Genomic DNA, 21,278 nt, shown 5'->3' on the forward strand with positions numbered 1-21,278 from the left:
AAAGCCAGGACTGGTCTTGAATCCTCCAGACAGCTGCATTAAATAACTGACCAGTCAGTTATTTGGAGGAGCCATGCTGCGCGCCCGCACCCTGGAGGCCAAGGACGAACGCCGTCAGGCCTTTCTGACCGCCGCCCTGGACGAGTTTTTCGAGCGCGGCTTCGCCGCCGCGCGCATGGACGACATCGCGCGCCGCGCGGGCCTCTCCAAGGGCGCGCTCTACCTCTACTTCGAGTCCAAGGAAGCGCTCTTCACCGCGCTGATCGACACCATCGCGGCGCCCAATGTGGAACGGCTGGAGCGGGCCGCTGCCGCCGCACCATCGGCGGCGGCGGCGCTGCACGCCCTGATGACCCTGGCGCCCCGGCTGATCCGGGACACGCCGCTGCCCCGCGTTGCCAAGGTCATTCTTGCCGATTCGCGGTCCTTTCCCGACGTCGTGCGCCGCTATAGGACCCAGATCGTCGACAGGGTGCTCGGCATCGTCGCCGGCATTCTCGCCCGCGGGCGGGAGAGCGGCGAACTGGCTGTCGAGGACCCTAAGCTTGCCGCCCGCCTGGTGGTGGCGCCGGTCATCCTCTCGGCCATCTGGCGCGTGGTCTTCGAAATCGACCCGGAGGCGAAGGTGGACCTCGACGCCCTCTTCGCACAGCACGAGCGCATGCTGCTGCGAGCCCTGGCGCCCGACAGCGGAGCGGCGGCGTGACGGCCCGGCGGACAGCGGCGCGCCTTCTGGCGCTGGCCCTGCTGGCGACACTGGCCGCCTGCGAGCCGGCGCCGGAAGCCGGGCGCTTCACCGGCTACGTGGAGGCGGAACTGGTCTATGTCGCCGCCCCGGTGTCCGGTTGGATGGTGACGGCCCCCCTGCGCGAAGGCGACAGCGTGGTGCGCGAACAAGTTCTCTTCGAACTCGACAAGGACCGCCAGCACGCCGAGGTGACCGAAGCCAAAGACCGCCTGCGCCAGGCCGAGGCCCAGGTGCGCGACCTTTCGACCGGTGCGCGCGCGGAAGAGATCCTGGCCCTGGAGGCCCAGCTCGAGGAAGCCGGGGCGAACCTGCAGCTCGCCAAGCTGGAACAGACGCGCTGGATGGAGCTGGTGGCGCGCGGCACCGCCCCCAAGGCCCGCGGCGATCAGGTGACTTCCGAATACGAAGCAGCCCTGGCCAGGGTGCGGACCATCCAGGCCGACATCCGGGTCGCCCGCCTGGCCGCCCGCGACGGCGCCCGCGAGGCCGCAGCCGCCGAGCGGGATGCCGCGGCGGCGGCCCTGGCCCAGGCCGAATGGTGGCTTGCCCAACGCAGCGTGCTGTCCCGCGTCGAGGCCACGGTGGAAGAGGTCTTCCACCGCGCCGGCGAATACGTCCGGGAGGGCGATCCGGTGCTGGCGCTGTTGCCCGCCGACGCCTCGAAGGTGCGCTTTTTCGTCCCCCAGGCCGAACTGCCCGCCATCGCCCTCGATGCGGGGGTGGAGATCCTGGTCGATGGAGAGACCGAACCGCTCATTGCTCGCATCACCCACATCGCCCGCGACGCCGAGTTCACGCCGCCGGTGATCTACAGCGCGGAATCGCGTGACAAGCTGGTTTTCCTGGTGGAGGCGCATCTCGCCGGCCCGGCGCTGAGGCCCGGCCTGCCGGTCGACGTGCGGTTGCCATGACCGCCGCGGCCGCCGCCGCCAACGACCCTGCCGCCCCGCAGGATCTGGCCATCGACGTGCGCGGCCTGGTGAAACGCTTCGACGACAAGACCGCCGTCGACGGGGTCGACATCCAGATGCCGCGGGGCCAGGTCTGGGGCTTTCTCGGGCCCAACGGCTCCGGCAAGACCACCACGATCCGCATGATCTGCGGCCTGCTGCGGCCCAGTGCCGGCGAAGGCCGCTGCCTGGGCTTCGACATCCTGAAGGAGTCGGCGCGCATCAAGCTGGCCACCGGCTACATGACCCAGAAGTTCTCCTTCTGGGGCGACCTCACGATCCGCGAGAACCTGGAGTTCGTGGCGCGGCTCTACCGGATGCCGCGCCTGCGCCGCCGGGTCGACGAGACCCTGGAGACCCTCGGTCTCAGCCACCGCCAGCACCAACTCGCCGGCGCCCTCTCGGGCGGCTGGAAGCAGCGCCTGGCCCTGGCCGCCGTCACCATGCACGAACCCAAGCTGCTGCTGCTCGACGAGCCGACCGCCGGCGTCGATCCGCAGGCGCGCCGCGATTTCTGGGACGAGATCCACCGCCTTTCGGACGAGGGGCTGACGGTTCTGGTGTCCACCCATTACATGGACGAGGCCGAACGTTGCGACCGCATCGTCTACCTGGCCCATGGCAGACTTGTCACCGAGGGGCCGGTGGCCGAGATCATCGCCCAGTCAGGGCTTATCACCTTCCGCGCCCGCGGCGCCGGCGTGCGCGAACTGGCGGAGAGGCTGCGCGGCGCGCCCGGCGTCGAGCATGCCGCCTACTTCGGCGCCGCCCTCCACATCAGCGGTCCGGAGCGCAGCGCGCTTGAGCAGGCCATCGAAGGCATCGGCCGCGACAGCGCCGTCTGGGAAGAGGTGGAACCCAGCCTGGAAGACGTCTTCATCACCCTGATGGCCCGCAGCGGCGGCGACCAGCGAGACCATGGATGAGAGCCCCGGGGATGAACGCCGTCGCCGGCAGCCTCTCGCGTATCCTCGCGGTCTTCATGAAAGAGCTGATCCAGATGCGCCGCGACCGGATGACCTTCGCCATGATGCTGGCCATTCCGGTTCTGCAGCTCGTGCTCTTCGGCTATGCCATCAACACCGACCCCAAGGACCTGCCGACCGCCGTGCACGTGGAGGAGCGCACGCCCATCGTGCGCAGCCTGCTGACGGCGCTGGAGACCTCCGGCTACTACGATCTGGTCTTCGAGACCGACGACCCGCGGCAGAGCGCGGCCCTGCTGGCGCGCGGCGAGGTCTCCTTCGTCGTGTCGATCCCGGCCGGCTTCACCGAGGACCTTGTGCGCGGCGAGCGCCCGCAGTTCCTGATCGAGGCCGACGCCTCCGACCCCTCGGCCTCGTCCAATGCGGTGGCGCGGGCCGAAGAGATCGTCAACCGCGCCCTGCGGCACGACCTGAAAGGCGCCCTCGCCCACCTCGCACCCCGCGCAGGTCCGGTCGAGGTGGTGGTGCATGCGCGCTACAACCCGGAGGCCATCACCCAGTACAACATCGTGCCCGGTCTCCTGGGCGTGATCCTCACCATGACCCTGGTGATGATCACCGGCATCGCCATGACCCGGGAGGCCGAGCGCGGCACCATGGAAAACCTGCTGGCCATGCCCGCCCGGCCCCTGGAGGTGATGATCGGCAAGATCGCCCCCTACATCGGGGTCGGTGCCGTCCAGACAACCATCATCCTGCTGGCCGCGCGCTACCTCTTCGACGTGCCCTTCGCCGGCGCGCTCTGGCTGCTGCTCTGCGGCGTCGTTCTGTTCCTGGTCGCCAACCTGGCCCTCGGCTTCACCTTCTCCACCATCGCGAAGTCGCAGATGCAGGCGATGCAGCTCACCTTCTTCTTCTTCCTGCCGTCGATCCTGCTGTCGGGCTTCATGTTCCCCTACCGCGGCATGCCCGCCTGGGCGCAGGTGATCGGCGAGGCGCTGCCGCTAACCCACTTTCTGCGCATCGTGCGCGGGGTGATGCTGAAGGGCGCCGGCTACACCGATATGCAGGGTGCCTTCCTGGCCATCGCCCTCTTCATCCTCACCGTCGGCACGATCGCCATGCTGCGCTACAAGCGCACCCTGGACTGAAGTCGCCCGGCGAAGCATTGCGATAAGTCGTTTCGCAGGAGACACATGGCGCATCCTTCGAGGCTACGCTGCGCTCCACACCTCAGGATGAGGCCTTAAGGTGGCAGCTAGGCACAGCCTCATGCTGAGGAGGGCCGAAAGGCCCGTCTCGAAGCATCGGCCATCGGTCTCCGATAATGCGGCTTCTGCTAGGTACCGCCGGGAGTGGGGTCATCTTCGGGTTCCGGGGCCAAATCGACCAGGGATCCGTCGCCGTTCGGCTCCGCTCCCGCGGTCTCATCGAGCGGTGCCTCCTTGCCGGCCGGCAGCTCGACGTCGAAGCCGGCGGCACGGTCGGGATCGATCGGGGCCATGCGGGCGATCAGGCCGCGGCGCAGCAGATCGAGCAGGTGGCGGCCGAGATGGCCGAACTGCGTCTCCCCGCTGTCCGGCGTCGCCGGGTCGATCAGGATGGTCACCCGGCGTTCCTCGCTGCGGAAGCGCTGGCGCTCGACCATGCGGTCGATGGAGCCGATGGAATGGGCAAGATCCAGGCCGGTAAGGTCGAGTTCATAGTCGCTGCCGCCGGATCGGCTGAGCAGCCGCTTCAGCCGGCGCAGCTGGGACTCGTTGTAATCGTCGTCGCTCATCGCCGCAGAGTGACCCAGCCGGCCGGTTGCGCCAAGGGTATTACATCCCGATCAGAAGGCGTTGCGGATCCTCGATGGCTTCCTTCACCCGCACCAGGAAGGTCACCGCCTCACGGCCGTCGATGATGCGGTGGTCGTAGGACAGGGCCAGGTACATCATCGGGCGGACCTCCACCTGGCCGTTCACCGCCATCGGGCGCTGCTGGATCTTGTGCAGGCCGAGGATGGCCGACTGGGGCATGTTGAGGATCGGCGTCGACATCAGCGAGCCGAAGACCCCGCCGTTGGTGATGGTGAAGGTGCCGCCGGTCATCTCGTCCATGCCGAGCTTGCCGTCGCGGCCCCTGCCCGCCAGCTCGCCCAGGGACTTCTCGATCTCGGCGAAGCTCTTCTTGTCGCAGTCGCGTATCACCGGGACCATCAGCCCGTTGGGCGTGGAGACCGCCATGCCGATGTCGTAGAAGTGATTGTAGACGATCTCCTCGCCCTCGATGCGCGCGTTGACCGCCGGCAGCTCCTGCAGCGCGCCCACCACCGCCTTGGTGAAGAACGACGAGAAGCCCAGCTTCACGCCGTGCTTCTTCTCGAAGCTTTCCTTGTACTGGGCCCTCAGCGCCATCACCGCCGACATGTCCGCCTCGTTGAAGGTGGTCAGCATGGCCGCGGTGTTCTGGGCCTCCTTCAGGCGGCGGGCAATGGTCTGGCGCAGCTTGGGCATGCGCACCCGTTCCTCGCGCGGCCCCGCCGCAGGTGCATGAGCAGCGGGGGCCTGCACGGGTACAGAAGCGGGAGCAGGCGCGCTGGTTGGGGCGCTGGCCGGAGCGCCCGCCGGGGCGCTGGGGGGAACGGGCGGCTGCAGCGGCTGGGTTCTGCCGTCCAGGAAGTTCACCACGTCTTCCTTGGTCAGGCGGCCGTCCTTGCCGCTGGCCGGGATGACGGCGGGATCGAGGCTGTTCTCCTCGACCAGCTTGCGCACGGCGGGCCCCAGGCTGCCGACCGCGGAGTCGGCGAGAAAGGCTTCCAGGTCCGCCCTGGTGATCTTGCCGCCGGTGCGCGACACCGCCGCCGGATCGAGCGCGATGGGCGCGGCCCCGCCCGCATTGGGCGCGGAAGCCGCGGCGGCGTCTGCGGAGGGCGCGGCTGCGGGTGCAGGCGCAGGTGCGGCAGCGGCAGGAGCCGCGGCGGTAGTCCCGGCGGCCCCGGCGGCGATCACGCCGAGCAGGGCCCCGACCTCTACCGTGGCGCCTTCCTCGGCGGCGATCGACTGCAGGCTGCCGTCGGCCGGCGCGTTGACCTCCAGCGTGACCTTGTCGGTTTCCAGTTCCACCAGCGGCTCGTCGGCGGCCACCGCATCGCCGGCCTTCTTCAGCCACTGGGCGACCGTCGCCTCGCTGACCGATTCGCCGAGCGCCGGGACGACGATATCCAGGCTGCCACCGTTGCCGGCCGCCGCAACAGCAGGCGCAGCCGCGACCGGCGCGGGTGCAGCTTCAGGCGCAGGAGCCGCCTCGACCTTGGCCGCTTCGACCTTGGCCGGCGCCGGGCTGGCGGCAGCCGCTCCTTCGCCTTCGCCGATCCGGCCCAGAACCGCGCCGACCTCGACGTTGTCGCCTTCGCCGGCGACGACCTCGGCCAGAACGCCGGCCGCCGTCGCATTGACTTCCAGCGTCACCTTGTCGGTTTCCAGTTCCACCAGCGGCTCGTCGACCGCAACCGCTTCGCCGGGCTGCTTCAGCCACTGCGCCACGGTCGCTTCGCTCACCGACTCGCCCAACGCGGGCACCACGATATCTGTCGCCATATCCGTCTCGTTTCTCTTCTGCCGCCAGGCCGCAGGGCCGTTCCGCTATTCCGCAGGCCCGCTACTCGGCGGCCTCGCCCTTGCTCTTTTTCTGCCGCGCCGCGACCGCCGCCTTGCGCGACTGGATCCGGCCCATCGCCTTTTTGCCGAGGGTGAGCGCGTCGTCCACCAGGGCCGCCTGCTCGGCGACGTGGCGCTTGTGCGAACCGGTTGCCGGAGAGGCCGCCGAGGGCCGGCCGGCATAGCGCGGCCGCGGGCACTTGAAGCCGACCTCTTCCGCAACCTCTTCGATGAAGGTCGACACGAAGCCCCAGGGGCCCATGTTGCGGGGCTCTTCCTGGCACCAGACCAGATCGCAATGCTTGTAGGGCTCCAGCTCCTGCATCATGCCGTCGGCCGGGAAGGGATAGAGCTGCTCAAGCCGCAGGAAGTGCACGTCCTTGATGCCGCGCTTCTCCCGCTCCTCAAGCAGGTCGTAGTAGACCTTGCCGGAGCAGAGGACCAGTTGCTTGGCCTCTTCCTTGGGGCTCGGCAGGTCGTCGCAATAGAGGATCCGGTGGAAGCAGCTGCCGGCGCTGAAGTCCTCCAGCTTGGAGACGCAGCGCTTGTGGCGCAGCAGCGACTTCGGCGTGAAGACGATCAGCGGCTTGCGGAACTCGCGGTGCAACTGGCGCCGCAGCACATGGAAGTAGTTGGCCGGAGTCGTGCAGTTCACGACCTGAAGGTTGTCTTCCCCGCAGAGCTGCAGGAAGCGTTCGATGCGGGCGGAGGAGTGCTCCGGCCCCTGTCCCTCGTAACCGTGCGGCAGCAGCATCACCAGGCCGGAGAGCCGCAGCCACTTGGATTCGCCCGAGGCGATGAACTGGTCGATGATGATCTGCGCGCCGTTCACGAAGTCGCCGAATTGCGCCTCCCACATCACCAGCGCACGCGGCTCGGCCAGGGAGAAGCCGTATTCGAAGCCGAGCACCGCCAGCTCGCTGAGCGGCGAGTCGACGATCTCCAGGCGCGCCTGGTCGTCGCGGATGTGGGCCAGCGGCTTGTAGGTCGCCTCCGTCTCCTGATCGATGAAGGCGGCATGGCGCTGGGAGAAGGTGCCACGGTTGCTGTCCTGGCCGGAAAGGCGCAGGGGATGGCCTTCGACCAGCAGGGTACCGAAGGCCAGGCCCTCGGCGGTTGCCCAGTCGATGCCCTCGCCGCTTTCGATCATCTTGCGCTTGGCGTCGAGCTGGCGCGCGATCTTGCGGTTGAGCTTGAAGTCGACCGGCACCTTGGTGAGCGAAAGTCCGACTTCGGTCAGCGTCTCCATCGGCACGTCGGTCTTGCCGCGGCGCGGGTCGTAGCCGCGGGCGACATCCAGGCCCGACCAGGCGCCCTCCAGCCAATCGGCCTTGTTGGGCTTGTAGCTCTTGGCGGCCTGGAAGTCCTGCTCCAGGCGTTCGGTCCACTGGGCCACCAGGCCGTCGACCTCTTCCTGGGTGAAGGTGCTCTGCGCCACCAGCTTCTGGCCGTAGACCTGGCGCGTGGTCGCGTGCTTGGCGATGGCCTTGTACATCAGCGGCTGGGTGAACGCCGGCTCGTCGCCCTCGTTGTGGCCGAAGCGGCGATAGCAGAACATGTCGATGATAACGTCCTTGTTGAACGTCTGGCGGAACTCCGTGGCGATGCGCGCCACGTGGGTCACGGCCTCCGGATCATCGCCGTTCACATGGAAGATCGGCGCCTGGATGATCTTCGCCACGTCGGAGCAATAGGGCCCGGAGCGCGAGTTCACCGGATTGGTCGTGAAGCCGATCTGGTTGTTGACGATGAAGTGGATGGTGCCGCCGATGCGGTAGCCCTTGAGCTCGGAGAGGTCCAGCGTCTCCGGCACCAGGCCCTGGCCGGCGAAGGCGGCGTCGCCGTGCATCAGCAGCGCCATGACCTCGCTGCGGTCCTTGTACTTGCCCTGCTCCTGCTTGGCCCGCACCTTGCCGACGACCACGGGGTTCACGGCCTCCAGGTGGGAGGGATTGGCGGTCAGGGAAAGGTGGATGACGTTGCCGTCGAATTCCCGGTCGGACGACGTGCCCAGATGGTACTTCACATCGCCGGAACCGCCGACGTCCTCGGGATGGGCGGCGCCGCCCTCGAATTCCGAGAAGATCGCCGAATAGGGCTTGCCCATGAAGTTGGCCAGCACATTCAGGCGCCCGCGGTGGGGCATGCCGATGACCACCTCTTTCAGGCCGAGCTGGCCGCCGCGCTTCAGGATCTGCTCCAGCGCCGGAATCATGGATTCGCCGCCGTCCAGGCCGAAGCGCTTGGTGCCGGTGTACTTCTTGTTGAGGAACTGCTCGAAGGTCTCCGCCGCCGTCAGGCGTTCCAGGATCGCGCGCTTGCCGTTCACGGTGAAGTCGGGCTGGTTGCGGATCGATTCGATGCGCTCCTGAATCCAGGCCTTCTGCGCCGGGTCCTGGATGTGCATGAACTCCACGCCGATGGTGCCGCAGTAGGTGGCCCGCACCACCTCGACGATCTTGTGCAGGCTCGCGGTCTCCAGGCCCAGCACGTTGTCGATGAAGATCGGGCGGTCCATGTCCGCCTCGGTGAAGCCGTAGCTCTTGGGGTCGAGCTCCGGATGCGGGTCAACGGGCTTGAGGCCCAGCGGGTCGAGATCGGCTTCCAGGTGACCGCGCACCCGGTAGGCCCGGATCAGCATGAGGGCCCGGATGGAATCCAGCGTGGCCGCCCTGACCCCCGCGTCGCTGACATCGGCGCCTGTCCCGGCCGCAACGGCCGGGCCGGGCCGCGCCGCGGCGACGGCTTCCGCGGCGGCCCCGTTGGCCGCGCCGCCGTTCAGCTTTTCGATGACGGCCTTCGCCTCCGGGTCCAGGTCGCTGAAGAACGCCTGCCACTGCGGGTCCACGGACCCCGGCGCCTGGCTGAACTGGCGATAGAGATCCGCGAGAACCGCCGCCTGGGACGGTGAGTAGATGGTCATTGTCTGTCCCGGCCCGGCCGGGGCGAAACCGGACCGGGCCGCCTTCTCTCTCTGCGCTGCCTAGGCGGCCATGGCCTGCAGCATTGTCGATCCCAAACTGGCCGGTGAATCCGCAACCAGGAAGCCGGCCGATTTCAACGCTTCGATCTTGTCGTCGGCGCCGCCCTTGCCGCCGGCGATGATGGCCCCGGCATGGCCCATACGACGGCCCGGCGGCGCGGTGACGCCGGCGATGAAACCACAGATAGGTTTCTTGATCTTTGACGCCTTGTAGAATTCCGCAGCATCTTCCTCGGCGCTGCCGCCGATCTCACCGATCATGATGATACCCTCGGTCTGCGGATCGGCGAGGAAGAGCTCCAGGCAGTCGATGAAGTTGGTGCCGTTGATCGGGTCGCCGCCGATCCCGATGCAGGTGGTCTGGCCCAGCCCGGCGGCCGTGGTCTGCGCCACCGCCTCGTAGGTCAGCGTGCCGGAGCGCGAAACCACCCCGATCTTGCCGGATGCGTGAATATGGCCCGGCATGATGCCGATCTTGCACTCCTCGGGCGTGATGATGCCCGGGCAGTTGGGCCCGATCAGGCGCGATTTCGAATCCGCCAATACCCGCTTAACGCGCAGCATGTCAAGGACCGGAATGCCCTCGGTGATGCAGACGATGAGCTCCACCTCGGCATCGATGGCTTCGAGGATGGCGTCGGCCGCAAACGGCGGCGGCACATAGATCACGCTGGCATTCGCGCCGGTCTTTTCAACCGCATCGGCCACGGTGTTGAAGACCGGCAGGTCCAGATGGGTGGTGCCGCCCTTGCCCGGGGTGACGCCGCCGACCACGGCTGTGCCGTAGGCCAGCGCCTGCTCGGAATGGAAGGTGCCCTGCGCCCCGGTGAAGCCCTGGCAGATGACCTTGGTATTCCTGTCGACCAGAACCGCCATGTTACGCTGCCTCCTCCTTCACCGCCTTCACCACCTTTTCGGCGGCGTCGGCCAGATTGTCTGCCGAGACGATCGGCAGACCGGAGTCGGCCAGGATCTTCTTACCGAGTTCAACATTGGTCCCCTCCAGGCGCACCACAAGAGGCACGTGGAGCTCCACGTCCCGCGCCGCCGCGACCACGCCCTCGGCGATGACATCGCAGCGCATGATGCCGCCGAAGATGTTCACCAGGATGCCCTCGACGTTCTTGTCGGAGAGGATGATCTTGAAGGCGGCGGTCACCCGCTCCTTGGTGGCGCCGCCGCCGACGTCCAGGAAGTTGGCCGGCTCGGAGCCGTAGAGCTTGATGATGTCCATGGTGGCCATGGCAAGGCCGGCGCCGTTCACCATGCAGCCGACCTGGCCGTCCAGCTTGATGTAGTTCAGGTCGTGGCGGGCCGCCTCCAGCTCCATGGCGTCTTCTTCGTCCTCGTCGCGCATGTCGGCCACATCCTTGTGGCGGAACAGCGCGTTGTCGTCGAAGTTCATCTTGGCGTCCAGGGCGATGACCTCGCCGCCGCCGGTCACCACCAGCGGGTTGATCTCGACGATCGAGGCGTCGAGCGAGAGAAAGGCCTTGTACATGGCGGCGAGGAACTTCACCGCCGCGCCGACCTGCTTGCCCTCCAGGCCCAGGCCGAAGGCGATCTGGCGGCCGTGATAGGGCATGAAGCCCTCGGCCGGATCGATGGCCAGCTTCAGGATCTTCTCCGGCGTGGCCGCCGCCACCTCCTCGATCTCCATGCCGCCCTCGGTGGAGGCCATGATGGTGATGCGGCTGGTCGCCCGGTCCACCAGCATACCCAGGTAAAGCTCCCGGGCGATGTCGCAGCCGTCCTCGATATAGAGGCGCTTGACCTCCTTGCCGGCGGGTCCGGTCTGCTTGGTCACCAGCACGTGGCCCAGCATCTTGCGGGCGTTCTCGCGCACCTCGTCCAGCGACTTGCAGACCCGCACGCCGCCCTGGCCGTCGGGATCGTCCTGAAAACGCCCGGCGCCGCGGCCCCCCGCATGGATCTGCGACTTCACAACATAGATCGGCCCGCCCAGTTCGCGCGCCGCGTTTTCCGCTTCCTCCGGCGTGAACGCGACCCCGCCTTTGGGAACCGCAACACCGAACTTCGCCAAGAGAGCCTTGGCCTGATACTCATGAATATTCATGACCCGCCGTCTTTAGTGTGGTTGGAGGTGCCGGGACAGCCGAAGCAAGAGCGCTCTGTCCTGATGTATTCCATTCCGTCGGTCCCAGCCACCGTGCCGTCCCGCACCCCGACGCCCCCCGCCGAAGTCACCGAGACACGGCCTTTCGTGCCGCTTTCCCGCGTACCTTAGCACCCCGGCGAGGTAGCGCAACCGGCAGAAAACCCGCCCAGATTGCGATTTCCGGGGGCTCCGGCGGTTCCGGAGTCATCGCCGCCGGCGCGGTCCGCGGTGCGCAGTCCGCCCGCGTCAGGCCGAGGCCTTTTTCCTGGCGGCAGCCTTCTTAGCGGGCGCCTTCTTCGCGGGCGCGGCCTTCATCATCTTCTTGCAGGTGTCGACCAGGCCGCTGACCGCCCCCACCGACTTCTTCAGCATCGACTGTTCGGACTTGTTGAGATCCAGCTCGACGATGCGCTCGACGCCCTTGGCCCCGATTACGCAGGGAACCCCGACGTAGAGGTTCTTGATGCCATACTGGCCGTTCAGGTAGGCCGCGCAGGGCAGCACCCGCTTCTTGTCCTTCAGATAGGACTCCGCCATGGCGATGGCGGATGAAGCCGGCGCGTAGAAGGCCGAGCCGGTCTTCAGCAGGCCAACGATCTCCGCACCGCCGTCGCGGGTGCGTTGCACGATCTCGTCCAGACGCTTCTTGGTGATCCAGCCCATCTTGATGAGGTCCGGCAGGGGAATGCCGGCGACGGTGGAATAGCGCACCATGGGCACCATGGTGTCGCCGTGGCCGCCGAGGACGAAGGCGCTGACGTCCTCAACCGAGACGCTCATTTCCTCGGCCAGGAAGTACCGGAAGCGCGCCGAATCGAGCACGCCGGCCATCCCGACCACCCGGCTGGCCGGCAGCCCGCTGGCCTGCTGCAGCACCCAGACCATTGCGTCCAGCGGGTTGGTGATGCAGATCACGAAGGCCTTCGGACAGTTCTTGCGGATGCCCTCGCCAACCGCATTCATCACCTTGATGTTGATACCCAGCAGGTCGTCGCGGCTCATGCCCGGCTTGCGCGCGACCCCGGCGGTGACGATGACCACATCGGCCCCCTTGATGGCCGAGTACTTGCTGGCCCCGACGAACTTGGCATCGAAGCCTTCGACCGGAGAGGACTCGACAAGATCCAGGGCCTTGCCCTGCGGCACCCCGTCGATGATGTCGAAGAGGACAACGTCGCCCAGTTCCTTCAAGCCGGCGAGCAGGGCCAGAGTGCCGCCGATGTTACCGGCGCCGACGAGCGCGATCTTGTTGCGAGCCATGGTGATGTTTCCCTGATGGATGAAACCTGTCCGGAGTGATGCGCGCCCGCCGCCCGTTCTACTGCGCGGATATCCGCCGCGGGCGGGGCTTACCTAGCGCGATTTCAGGGGCGGGGCAAGGCGCCCGGGTGTCCTTTGGACCGGATGCTTTCAGGTCATGTGCGCAGCGGCGACGTAATCGGCCGAACGCATCTCCTGAAGGCGGCTGACGGTGCGCTGAAATTCCGTCGACCCGTCGCCGGAGGGATAGAGACGCTCCGGCGGCGCCTCGGCGGCGACGATCAGCTTGACCCGGTGTTCGTAGAGCGCATCGATCAGGGTCATGAAGCGCCGCGCCTCGTTGCGCTTGTCCTCCGAAAGGCGCGGCACCCCGGACAGCACCAGCGTGTGATAGAGCCCGGCGATGGCCAGGTAGTCGCCGGCCCCCAGCGGCTGTTCGCAGAGGTCGGCGAAGGAAAACCGTGCGACGCCGCGGGCGGCCAGCGGCACCGGGATCTCCCGGCCCTTGTAGAGCACCCGGTCGGGCACGGCCGTGGCCCCTTCGGTCAGCTCGGCGAAGGCCTTGTCGAGCGCCGTATCGGCTTTCGGCCCCAGGGGCGCATGGTAGGTGGCGATGTCTTTCAGGCGCTGCTGGCGGTAGTCGATGCCGCCGTCCAGTTCGAGAACGTCGAGACGCTGTTTCACCAGGTCGATAAAGGGCTGAAAGCGATCGCGCTGCAGCCCGCCTTCGTAGAGACGGTCCGGCGGCCAGTTGGAAGTGGCCACGACGACGACCCCCTTCTCGAACAGCGTCTCGAAGAAGCGCCCGAGGATCATGGCATCAGCGATGTTGACGACATGAAACTCGTCGAAGCAGAGCAGCCAGACCTCCTGCGCCAGTTCGCCGGCCAGGGCCGGCAGGGGGTCGGCCTTGTCGGCATTGGCTTCGTCCTGGCGCCAGCTATGCAGGCGCTCCTGCATTTCCTGCATGAAGGCGTGAAAGTGGACGCGGCGCTTCTTTTCCAAAGGGGCGCCCTCGAAGAAAAGGTCCATCAGCATCGACTTGCCGGTGCCGACGCCGCCGAAGATGTAGAGGCCCAGGGGCGGTTCGGTACGGCGCCGGGCCAGGCCGAAGCGCGCCTTCCAGCCGCCGGCGCCGCCCGCCGGCTCGTAGTGGCGCAGGGCGTTGTGCAGGCTCTGCAGCTTCTCCGCCGCCAGCTCCTGGCCCGGATCGTGGCGCAGCTCACCGGCACGCCGGCGCGCGCGATAGGCGGCCAGGGGCCCGCTTCGGGCGGCCCCTCCTGCGCTGTCATCTTGCCGGTCTTGCACCATGGCGCCGTTTCTTACGGCAAAGCCGGCCGTTGGAAAAGGGCCGGGGCCAGAGACGGGGTCGGCGACAGGCGCCCGTTCTGGAAGCGGCAGCTGCCCTAGAAGCGGTAACTCACCGAGAGCATGACGTCGTGCGAGATGTAGTCCTCCGCCTCGACGCTGTCGCCGCCGGCGAAGCTGCCGGCATCGACGTCGCCGAGATTGATGAAGCGGTAGGCGAGCTCCGCCGAGACGTTATCCAGAAACAGCCAGTCCACGCCGGCCGCCACCCCCCAGGCCAGGTTGTCTTCGTCAACATCGTCGGATTGGCTGGCAGAGGTCCCGAGAACGGTGCGCTTGTTTTCGGCCATGTTGCGGGCCCAGCCGATGCTGCCGCCGACAAAGGGCGTGAAATCGGACTCGTTGCGCCATTCCAGGTAGGCGTTCAGCAACACGGTGGTGGTCGCGATGTTGGTTTCGTAGTCGACGGTAGGCGGTCCGGAATCCCGCACGTCCATGTCGAAGCGGAAGCGATAGCCGCCCTCGATCTCGGTGCGCAAGGGAATGTCCTGCCAGCGATACCCGACGATGGCGCCGACCCCGATCACGTGGTCATCGTCGTTCTCGACCGACTCGGCGCCGCCGAAGCTGCTGGTGCTGACATCCACCTCGCTGAAGGAACCGATGCCCCTCAGGCCGACATAGAATCCATCCTGGGCAAACGCCGGCGGCATACCCGCGGTCGTTGCCCAGATCACGGCGCCAAGCGCCCATGCCAAGATCGGCCGCGACACTGGCTTTCCCCCCCTTACTCATGATCCCCCAATCACTTGAGAAGAAGGATGCACCCGATTGCGTATAACTGTCTACTAATGATCACGAGAGGCGAAGCTGCGGTTGATATCGGCGGTTGATATCGGCGGTTGATATCGGCGGTTGATATCGGCGGTTGATATCGAAGGCGGCATTGACCCTCAGCGTCCGCCGGCAACGCGCAGGACGGCGCCGGTGGTGTAGGACGCCGCATCCGAGAGCAGCCAGAGCACGGCTTCGGCGATCTCCTCCGGCTCGGCGGCGCGGCCGATCGGCATGGTGGGGGCGATTTTCTCCAGACGGTTTGGCATGCCGGAAGCCGCATGGATCCCGGTGTTCACGAAACCGGGCGCCACCGCGTTGACGCGAATGCCTTCGGCGGCGTTTTCCTTGGCCAGGCCGATGGTCAGACTGTCCACCGCTCCCTTGGAGGCGGCATACCAGACGTACTCCCCGGGGCTGCCGAGGGTCGCCGCACCGGAAGAGATGTTGACGATCGCACCGCCCCCGCCGCCGTGCCGCCGGGCCATCCGCCGGATCGCCGCACGCGCGCACCAGATGCTGCCAAGCACGTTGAGGTCCATGACATGGCGGATGGTCTCCGCCGGCGCGTCCTCCAGGCGGTTGACCAGCCCTGCGAGGCCGGCATTGTTGACCAGGCCGCTGAGCGGCGGCAGTTCGGCATCCAGGGTCGCAAAGAGGCGCTCGACCTGGTCCTCCTGCGCCACGTCGGCCTGCACCGCCAGCGCCGTGCCGCCGCTTTCGCGGATCTCCACGGCCAGCGCCTCCGCTGCGTCCGAAGAGGCGGCATAGTTCACGCAGACCGCATAGCCGTGCGCGGCGCCGAGGCGGGCCACCGCTGCGCCGATACCCCGGCTGGCGCCGGTGACGAGCAGGGTTCCGGACATTTCACACGCTCCCGATACTCAATGAGAGGATTGGCTGGCAGCGGGTTTGGACAGCCTGGCGCGCGCCGGCAGGAGAACCAGGAGGTTGCCGCACAAAACCAGCGCGACGCCGCCAAGCGCGACCGGTGTCCAGACATAGCCTTCCACGACGGTTGAAATCAGCAAAGCGACCAGGGGGAACAGCACCGTCGCATAGGCGGCCCGGTCGGCGCCGATGCGGCCCAGCAGGGTCAGGTAGGCGCCGAAGGCCAGAACCGAGCCGAAGACCGCAAGGTAGAGCAGGGAGGCGACGTAGGGCAGCCGCGGATCGAAAGCGATGGGCGCGCCGCCGGCGAGCGCCAGCACCATCATGATGAGCGCGCCATAGGCCATGCCCCAGGCGTTGCAGGACAGCACCGGCAGATCCATGGCCTGGGCCCGGGCCGAGGCGATGTTGCCCAGCGAAAAGCAGAAGGTTCCGGCCAGGGACAAAAGCAGGCCGACGACACCGCTGTCATTCAGATCGAAGCTGTGCACCTCGGGCCAGAACAGCGCCACGATGCCCACGACCCCGAGCGCCGCACCGATGAGCGTGCGCCGCTCCGAGCGGCGGCCCAGCAGCAGGCGCCCGTTGATGATGTTCATGGCCACCGCCATGGAGAAGACCACCGCCATCAGGCCGGAGGTGAGATAGGCCGCCGCGTGGTAGAACAGAAAAAAGTTCGTCGAGAACAGACAGGCGCCCATCACCAGCAGCAGGCCATGGCGGCGCCAGGGGAAGCGCAGGCGGTAGCCTGCCGCCCAGGCCCAGGCGAAAACCAGGGCAGAGGCCAGCGCAAAGCGGTAAGCCACCGAGAGTTCCGGCGAGACAACACCGATCTGGTATTCGATAGCGATCCAGGTCGACCCCCAGATCAGAACGGTCAGGCCGTAAAGGGATGCGTTGTAGAAGGATGCTTTCTGCATGGGCGCGCGAAAAGCCTCCGCCGGGAAGAGCGTCGCTCAGATTGCGAAAACGGGGCCGTCAGGCGGCAATCGCGGCCGATTGGAAGCGGGAAAGATAGCGCAGCCCCCCGGCCCGCAGCAAGGACCGCATCGACGCAATCCGCCTGGACCAGTTGCCGGGCCAAGAAAAGGGGAGGGTCAGCTGTCAGATCAGGGGCCGCTCACTGCAGTTCCTTCGGCGCGATGATGGCCACGACGACGATCATCGTCGCCCCGCTGATCGTTGCCTTTCTGATTCCCCAGCGCCGCCTCATCGAGGAGACAGCGCCAACCGGACCAGAGTAGCGCCGAACAAAGATTGGGGGCACGGCGATGCCGCACCCCCGGTAGTCAAGGTTCCCACCGCAGCGGGATCAATCGGGCGGTCGCGGGGCGCGAAGTGGCAGCCTCGTCCCGCGTCGCCTCTCTGACATCAGGAGGAATAACGCATGAGAGCTTTGTTGACCACCGTCGCGGTCGTCAGACTGCTGAGCGGGCCGGCCCTGGCCGAGAACAAGATCGTCGTCGCGTTGGGCTACGAAGGGGCCGTGCGCGTCGAAGACTCCCCGGACTATGCCGACTGGGACCGCGCCACCATGGTCCGCTGACAACCGGCGAGGCGCGCGGCCAAATCCGGCCTTGGCAAGACGCCTTGCCTTCGCCACGATCCGCCCGGTGTCCTTTACCGATAGCGGCTAGCGGCAGGCGAAGACGATGGCATTGGAACTCTACGAAAGACTCTGCGCGGACGACCGGCGTCCCAGCCCCTATTGCTGGCGCGCGCGCCTGGCGTTGGCGCACAAGGGCCTGAAGCCGGACTACCGCACGGTCAAGTTCAGCGAAGCGGACCGTGTCGCCTTCAGCGGTCAGTCAAAGGTGCCGGTGCTGGTCGACGGCGCGGCGGTGATCAGCGATTCCTGGAACATCGCCTGCTACCTGGAAGACCACTATCCCGACGCCCCCTCGCTGTTCGACGGCTCGGGCGGACGCGCCATGGCCCGCTTCGTCAATCTCTGGGTCGACCATGGGCTGCAGAAGGCGCTCAGCCCAATTCTTGCACCCTACATGCTGGCGGCGGCGCATACAGACGACCGCGCCTACTATCGCCAGACACGCGAGGCGCGCTACGGGGAAAGCCTGGAAACACTGGCGACCAAGCGCGCCATCTATCTGGAGGCGTTCGATCCCGCTCTCGAACCGCTGCGTCAGCGGCTGAAGGAGTCGCCGTTCTTCTGTGGCGAGCGCCCGGCCTACGGCGACTACCTGGTCTTTGCCGAGTTCCAATGGGCACGGTCGGTCTGCGACGAAGACATCCTCGCGCCGCAGGAGACCGTGCTTCGCGCCTGGCGCAGTTGCATGTTGGATCTCTTCGACGGCCTCGCCCGGTCGGTCACCGCTTACGACACGGCGGCCTGACCGAGGCGCTGCCCGGTCATCCTTCGAGGCTCCGCTGCGCTCCGCGCCTCCGGATGAGGCCCGTTCAAAACCCTCATGCTGAGGAGGCGTACAGCGCCGTCTCGAAGCATGGATCAACCGGTACAGTGTTGAGGTGTGAACTTCAGACCGCCGGCTCCTGGGCGACCTGGACGGGCGATGCGCGCCAGCCTTCGCCGGACGACACCATGCAGGTCGGACCGCCGGGCACGGTTACCAGAATCGTCCAGCTGCCGCTCGGGCTGGCCAGAACCTCAAGCAGCGAACCGGTGGAGGTCACGCCCATGTTGACCGGCGCCTCCTTATAGTTCTTGGAGAGGCTCTTCAGAAGCGCCTCGCGCGGCGCGCACTGCGGGCCCTGCGCTTCGGCGGGATCGGATGCCGCGGTCAGGGCGGCGAGTGCGAGAGGGGCTGACAGCGTGAGCGCGAAGACCGACGCGCCCAGGCGATTCATCAGTCCCCCCGGATGTGCGTTCTTCTTGCGCATGATACTGTCTCCTTCCTCGTTTTCGGCGGTGCCTGCATGTCGTCCGCGATTGCTTCGTTCGGATCTCACAGGGACAACGCCGAGTCGGCGGGTATATTCCCAACCGGGAACCCATCATGCCGTCACCGTTGCTGAGATGCGGTGGGTTTTGCCACAAGGCCCCGCCTCTTCCGGCGTGGCGGACGAACCCATCAGAGACGGGGTCTACGTCTTTGGGATGCGGCCAAACCCTTCTGTGCCGGCCCTGCCTGCGACCGGCGCGAGGCCTGCTTCATCGTTCGAAACAGAACGCTCGCTATAGGTTCCCGGCGTCTGCCGAACCTGGGAAGCCTTTTCGCTTCCAAGAAAGATATGGGGGTTCGCGCCTGTTCGGGCAAGGCGCGGTGCAATCAGGCGTCTTGTCCTAGGTATACTGTCTGCACTGATTCGCGCGCCCGCGGTGCCGTCCGGCTGCGGACGCAGCTACTCCGCCGCCTGCGAGCCGCGTGCGGAAAAGTGCCGTTCCATGTCGCGGCGGCAGGCGACGCTGGGGTCGTCGGCATCGACGACCACATCGTCCCAGCAGAGGGCCGCGCCCTCGGCCACCGGGCGGGCCAGCGTGATGCCCTGCGCAAGGCCGAGGGGCAGGCACCCCCTGGCGAGACTGTCCGCCGCCGGCATCAGCTTGCCCCAGACCGTGTAACCGCCCTCGCCGTCCAACGTCTCTCCCGCCTTCAGGTCGCGCTTGGCAGTGGCGACCACATCGCCGTTCCAGCCGCGCGGCGCGCCTGTCGGCTGGCCCAGCAAGCCGGCATAGGCAACCGAGATACCGAGCTCCAGACCGATCAGGTGATAGGGCTTGTACATTGCCGCGTAGCGCCCCTCCGGATCGCTCGCCAGGCCGTACTCGCTGAAGCAATGCTTCACGTAATCGCTCGGCGCTTCGAAGACGATATAGACACCCCAGCGCAGGTCGCGGTCGATTTCGCTGCCGTCGCGCGCCAGGGAGGAGACGACCTCCACCTGGCCTTTGTGGCTGAGACAGCCGCCCTCGGCCGCCGGGCGGAGCACCCGGGCCAGATCCTCGGCGCCGACCGGCGGAAAGGCCAAACCATCCGGAGCGGGCGTGAGGCCGGTAGCGTTGGCCACCGAGGCCATTTCGATGGCGGACTTGGTGCCGTCCATGAAGGAGTTGAACATCTGCGGGTTCATGCCGCCGCGCGCCGCGTCTTCCGGGGAGATGCCGTAGCGTTCCCAGACGTCGTCGGGGGTGAGGCTATGGTAGGACGGCAGGTACTTGGTCCCCTTGCCGGCGGCGATTACAGGCAGCCCGCAGGTGCGCGCCCAGTCCACCATCTCGCAGATCAAGGCCGGCTGGTCGCCATAGGCGAGGCTGTAGACCACCCCCGCCCGCTCCGCTTCCGCGGCCAGCAGCGGCCCGGCCAGGGCATCGGCCTCAACGTTCACCATGACGATGTGTTTGCCGTGGGCAAAGGCCAGGCGCGCATGGCGAATGCCGGCGGCGGGATGGCCTGTGGCATCGATGACCACCTCGATCGCATCCGCCCCGAACAGGGCCTCGACGTCGTCGGTGATCCAGGTCGTGCCCTGAGCCAGGGCCGCGTCGATATCCCCAGCGCCGGCCCGCTCCTCCGGCCAGCCGATGCGCTGCAAGGACGCGCGCGCCCGCTCCGGCGACAGATCGGCGATGGCCGCGACATGGAACCCGGGCGTGCGCCCAGCCTGGGAGAGGAACATGGCACCGAACTTGCCGGCGCCGATCAGGCCGATCCGCAGAGGCTGATCCGCCGCGGCGCGGCGGGCAAGCAGGCTGTGCAGGTTCATTGGGTCTTTCCTCCGGATTGCGCGCTGCCGGGTTCGTGGCTGTCGGCTTACTCAGCAGCAGCGCCGGCCGCCAGTTCGGACAGGCAGTCGTCGGCCAGCGGCACGATGGGGGCGAAGTCGCGGTGCGCCACACACTCCGGCCGCTTGAATTGGCGGATGTGATTGTCGACGTGGCAGAGCGAGAGATAGACGATGGTGCGCCGCCAGGGGCTGATGTTGGGCGGGCTGGCGTGCACCAGGTTGCAGTGGAACATCAGCACCGAGCCCGCGGGCCCGGTGGGCGCGACGATGCCGCCCTCCTCGGCCAGCCGCGTTACCGTCGCCCGGTCCAGGGTCCAGAGCGGATAGGAGGTGGTTTCCAGGTCGTGCCCGGCCTCGAAGACGCCCTGCCTGTGGCTGCGCGGGATGAACATCAGTGGGCCGTTCACCGCCGTCACCTCATCGAGAAAGAGGGCGATGTTCATCGCCCGCGCCTCAGGCATCGCATCGTCGCGCGCCCAGGTGCCATAGTCCTGATGCCACTGCCAGACCTCGCCGTCGAAGGCGGCCTTGGCGTTCACCTTGTACTGGTGCAGATAGACCGGACCGTCCAGCAACTGCATGACCGGCTCCACGAGGCGCGGGTGCAGGCCCAGGCGGCGGAAGGGCTCGCTGTAGGTCTGGGCAGCGAAGGCGGTGCGCGCAGCGCCGGAGCTTTCGCGCCAGACCTCCTCGCGCTCCAACGTGAAAACCCGCCCCGCTTCCCCGCGCAGCAGTGCGGTCTCCGCCTCGGAAAACACCTTGGGCAGAAAAACATAGCCGTCGCGGTCGAAGTCCGCGCGCTGGGCGTCGGTCAGCTGCATGCGTCATCTCCCTGGGCTGGGCGCCTTCCAGCGGGCGCGTCTTGATTTCCGTTTGCCCCAGTATCCCTCAAAGCGCCGCCGCTGGCAAAGCAA

Annotated in this window: 19 protein-coding genes; 6 read left to right on the forward strand and 13 right to left on the reverse strand. The window is 67.2% G+C overall.

Annotated elements, in window-relative coordinates:
- The first annotated feature begins 73 nt into the window (after nucleotides 1-73).
- From ACO06P_RS12460 to ACO06P_RS12475, 4 genes are read left to right on the forward strand one after another with little or no spacing between them, the layout of a single operon-like run.
- Nucleotides 74-706 (forward strand): TetR/AcrR family transcriptional regulator, encoded by a 633-nt coding sequence (locus ACO06P_RS12460; RefSeq protein WP_420345565.1) that lies wholly within the window; start codon nucleotides 74-76, stop codon nucleotides 704-706.
- Nucleotides 703-1,659, forward strand: coding sequence for an HlyD family secretion protein (locus ACO06P_RS12465; protein WP_420345566.1), 957 nt, complete (start codon nucleotides 703-705; stop codon nucleotides 1,657-1,659). Before ACO06P_RS12460 ends, ACO06P_RS12465 begins: the two co-directional genes overlap by 4 nt.
- The gene (locus ACO06P_RS12470; RefSeq protein WP_421935189.1) at nucleotides 1,656-2,624 is read left to right on the forward strand and encodes an ATP-binding cassette domain-containing protein; all 969 of its coding nucleotides are present in this window, start codon (nucleotides 1,656-1,658) and stop codon (nucleotides 2,622-2,624) included. Before ACO06P_RS12465 ends, ACO06P_RS12470 begins: the two co-directional genes overlap by 4 nt.
- A gap of 11 nt (nucleotides 2,625-2,635) precedes the next feature.
- Nucleotides 2,636-3,775 (forward strand): ABC transporter permease, encoded by a 1,140-nt coding sequence (locus tag ACO06P_RS12475; protein WP_420345567.1) that lies wholly within the window; start codon nucleotides 2,636-2,638, stop codon nucleotides 3,773-3,775.
- Nucleotides 3,776-3,963: 188 nt separating this feature from the next.
- Here the strand turns inward: ACO06P_RS12475 and ACO06P_RS12480 are convergent, their stop codons facing one another.
- The 10 genes from ACO06P_RS12480 to ACO06P_RS12525 all read right to left on the reverse strand — a co-directional run bounded on the left by ACO06P_RS12480 (nucleotide 3,964) and on the right by ACO06P_RS12525 (nucleotide 16,580).
- Complete coding sequence (locus ACO06P_RS12480; RefSeq protein ID WP_420345568.1) at nucleotides 3,964-4,404, reverse strand: hypothetical protein; 441 nt, start codon at nucleotides 4,402-4,404, stop codon at nucleotides 3,964-3,966.
- A gap of 40 nt (nucleotides 4,405-4,444) precedes the next feature.
- On the reverse strand, nucleotides 4,445-6,205 hold the full coding sequence (gene odhB, locus ACO06P_RS12485) for a 2-oxoglutarate dehydrogenase complex dihydrolipoyllysine-residue succinyltransferase (protein ID WP_420345569.1): 1,761 nt from the start codon (nucleotides 6,203-6,205) through the stop codon (nucleotides 4,445-4,447).
- A gap of 61 nt (nucleotides 6,206-6,266) precedes the next feature.
- The gene (locus ACO06P_RS12490) at nucleotides 6,267-9,188 is read right to left on the reverse strand and encodes a 2-oxoglutarate dehydrogenase E1 component (protein ID WP_420345570.1); all 2,922 of its coding nucleotides are present in this window, start codon (nucleotides 9,186-9,188) and stop codon (nucleotides 6,267-6,269) included.
- Nucleotides 9,189-9,248: 60 nt separating this feature from the next.
- A complete protein-coding gene (gene sucD / locus ACO06P_RS12495; RefSeq protein ID WP_420345571.1) occupies nucleotides 9,249-10,124 on the reverse strand; it encodes a succinate--CoA ligase subunit alpha in 876 nt (291 codons plus the stop codon).
- A 1-nt stretch (nucleotide 10,125) separates the two neighbouring features.
- Entirely contained in the window at nucleotides 10,126-11,325 is a 1,200-nt protein-coding gene (gene sucC / locus ACO06P_RS12500) for an ADP-forming succinate--CoA ligase subunit beta (protein ID WP_420345572.1), read from the reverse strand.
- A 288-nt stretch (nucleotides 11,326-11,613) separates the two neighbouring features.
- Nucleotides 11,614-12,627 carry a malate dehydrogenase gene (gene mdh, locus ACO06P_RS12505; RefSeq protein WP_420345573.1) on the reverse strand — a complete coding sequence of 338 codons (1,014 nt, stop codon included), beginning with the start codon at nucleotides 12,625-12,627 and terminating at the stop codon, nucleotides 11,614-11,616.
- Nucleotides 12,628-12,777: 150 nt separating this feature from the next.
- A complete protein-coding gene (zapE, locus tag ACO06P_RS12510; RefSeq protein WP_420345574.1) occupies nucleotides 12,778-13,938 on the reverse strand; it encodes a cell division protein ZapE in 1,161 nt (386 codons plus the stop codon).
- A gap of 95 nt (nucleotides 13,939-14,033) precedes the next feature.
- The gene (locus ACO06P_RS12515) at nucleotides 14,034-14,672 is read right to left on the reverse strand and encodes an outer membrane protein (RefSeq protein ID WP_420345575.1); all 639 of its coding nucleotides are present in this window, start codon (nucleotides 14,670-14,672) and stop codon (nucleotides 14,034-14,036) included.
- A gap of 216 nt (nucleotides 14,673-14,888) precedes the next feature.
- Nucleotides 14,889-15,635: an SDR family oxidoreductase gene (locus tag ACO06P_RS12520; protein WP_420345576.1), complete on the reverse strand. Its 747-nt coding sequence runs from the start codon at nucleotides 15,633-15,635 to the stop codon at nucleotides 14,889-14,891.
- An 18-nt stretch (nucleotides 15,636-15,653) separates the two neighbouring features.
- On the reverse strand, nucleotides 15,654-16,580 hold the full coding sequence (locus ACO06P_RS12525) for a DMT family transporter (protein WP_420345577.1): 927 nt from the start codon (nucleotides 16,578-16,580) through the stop codon (nucleotides 15,654-15,656).
- 467 nt (nucleotides 16,581-17,047) lie between these two features.
- Here ACO06P_RS12525 and ACO06P_RS12530 point away from each other — a divergent pair, with 467 nt between their 5' ends.
- Both ACO06P_RS12530 and ACO06P_RS12535 read left to right on the forward strand, forming a co-directional pair.
- Complete coding sequence (locus tag ACO06P_RS12530; protein ID WP_420345578.1) at nucleotides 17,048-17,206, forward strand: hypothetical protein; 159 nt, start codon at nucleotides 17,048-17,050, stop codon at nucleotides 17,204-17,206.
- 106 nt (nucleotides 17,207-17,312) lie between these two features.
- Entirely contained in the window at nucleotides 17,313-18,014 is a 702-nt protein-coding gene (locus ACO06P_RS12535; RefSeq protein ID WP_420345579.1) for a glutathione S-transferase N-terminal domain-containing protein, read from the forward strand.
- A 142-nt stretch (nucleotides 18,015-18,156) separates the two neighbouring features.
- Here the strand turns inward: ACO06P_RS12535 and ACO06P_RS12540 are convergent, their stop codons facing one another.
- The 3 genes from ACO06P_RS12540 to ACO06P_RS12550 form a co-directional block, all read right to left on the reverse strand.
- The gene (locus ACO06P_RS12540; RefSeq protein ID WP_420345580.1) at nucleotides 18,157-18,519 is read right to left on the reverse strand and encodes a hypothetical protein; all 363 of its coding nucleotides are present in this window, start codon (nucleotides 18,517-18,519) and stop codon (nucleotides 18,157-18,159) included.
- Between the two features lie 462 nt (nucleotides 18,520-18,981).
- Nucleotides 18,982-20,343 (reverse strand): NAD(P)H-dependent oxidoreductase, encoded by a 1,362-nt coding sequence (locus ACO06P_RS12545; protein WP_420345581.1) that lies wholly within the window; start codon nucleotides 20,341-20,343, stop codon nucleotides 18,982-18,984.
- Nucleotides 20,344-20,390: 47 nt separating this feature from the next.
- Nucleotides 20,391-21,185 (reverse strand): phytanoyl-CoA dioxygenase family protein, encoded by a 795-nt coding sequence (locus tag ACO06P_RS12550; RefSeq protein ID WP_420345582.1) that lies wholly within the window; start codon nucleotides 21,183-21,185, stop codon nucleotides 20,391-20,393.
- Nucleotides 21,186-21,278 lie beyond the last annotated feature (93 nt).

The sequence above is a fragment of the Pelagibius sp. genome, from assembly GCF_965227505.1.
Lineage (GTDB): Bacteria > Pseudomonadota > Alphaproteobacteria > Kiloniellales > Kiloniellaceae > Pelagibius.

Excerpts from the sequence above, each read along its gene's own strand:
- sucD (WP_420345571.1), bottom strand. The coding sequence starts at position 10,124 with ATGGCGGTTCTGGTCGACAGGAATACCAAGGTCATCTGCCAGGGCTTC.
- ACO06P_RS12480 (WP_420345568.1), bottom strand. The coding sequence starts at position 4,404 with ATGAGCGACGACGATTACAACGAGTCCCAGCTGCGCCGGCTGAAGCGG.
- ACO06P_RS12460 (WP_420345565.1), top strand. The coding sequence starts at position 74 with ATGCTGCGCGCCCGCACCCTGGAGGCCAAGGACGAACGCCGTCAGGCC.
- ACO06P_RS12530 (WP_420345578.1), top strand. The coding sequence starts at position 17,048 with ATGAGAGCTTTGTTGACCACCGTCGCGGTCGTCAGACTGCTGAGCGGG.
- ACO06P_RS12545 (WP_420345581.1), bottom strand. The coding sequence starts at position 20,343 with ATGAACCTGCACAGCCTGCTTGCCCGCCGCGCCGCGGCGGATCAGCCT.
- ACO06P_RS12540 (WP_420345580.1), bottom strand. The coding sequence starts at position 18,519 with ATGCGCAAGAAGAACGCACATCCGGGGGGACTGATGAATCGCCTGGGC.
- ACO06P_RS12535 (WP_420345579.1), top strand. The coding sequence starts at position 17,313 with ATGGCATTGGAACTCTACGAAAGACTCTGCGCGGACGACCGGCGTCCC.
- zapE (WP_420345574.1), bottom strand. The coding sequence starts at position 13,938 with ATGGTGCAAGACCGGCAAGATGACAGCGCAGGAGGGGCCGCCCGAAGC.
- ACO06P_RS12520 (WP_420345576.1), bottom strand. The coding sequence starts at position 15,635 with ATGTCCGGAACCCTGCTCGTCACCGGCGCCAGCCGGGGTATCGGCGCA.
- ACO06P_RS12470 (WP_421935189.1), top strand. The coding sequence starts at position 1,656 with ATGACCGCCGCGGCCGCCGCCGCCAACGACCCTGCCGCCCCGCAGGAT.
- ACO06P_RS12550 (WP_420345582.1), bottom strand. The coding sequence starts at position 21,185 with ATGCAGCTGACCGACGCCCAGCGCGCGGACTTCGACCGCGACGGCTAT.
- ACO06P_RS12490 (WP_420345570.1), bottom strand. The coding sequence starts at position 9,188 with ATGACCATCTACTCACCGTCCCAGGCGGCGGTTCTCGCGGATCTCTAT.
- ACO06P_RS12525 (WP_420345577.1), bottom strand. The coding sequence starts at position 16,580 with ATGCAGAAAGCATCCTTCTACAACGCATCCCTTTACGGCCTGACCGTT.
- odhB (WP_420345569.1), bottom strand. The coding sequence starts at position 6,205 with ATGGCGACAGATATCGTGGTGCCCGCGTTGGGCGAGTCGGTGAGCGAA.
- mdh (WP_420345573.1), bottom strand. The coding sequence starts at position 12,627 with ATGGCTCGCAACAAGATCGCGCTCGTCGGCGCCGGTAACATCGGCGGC.
- ACO06P_RS12475 (WP_420345567.1), top strand. The coding sequence starts at position 2,636 with ATGAACGCCGTCGCCGGCAGCCTCTCGCGTATCCTCGCGGTCTTCATG.
- sucC (WP_420345572.1), bottom strand. The coding sequence starts at position 11,325 with ATGAATATTCATGAGTATCAGGCCAAGGCTCTCTTGGCGAAGTTCGGT.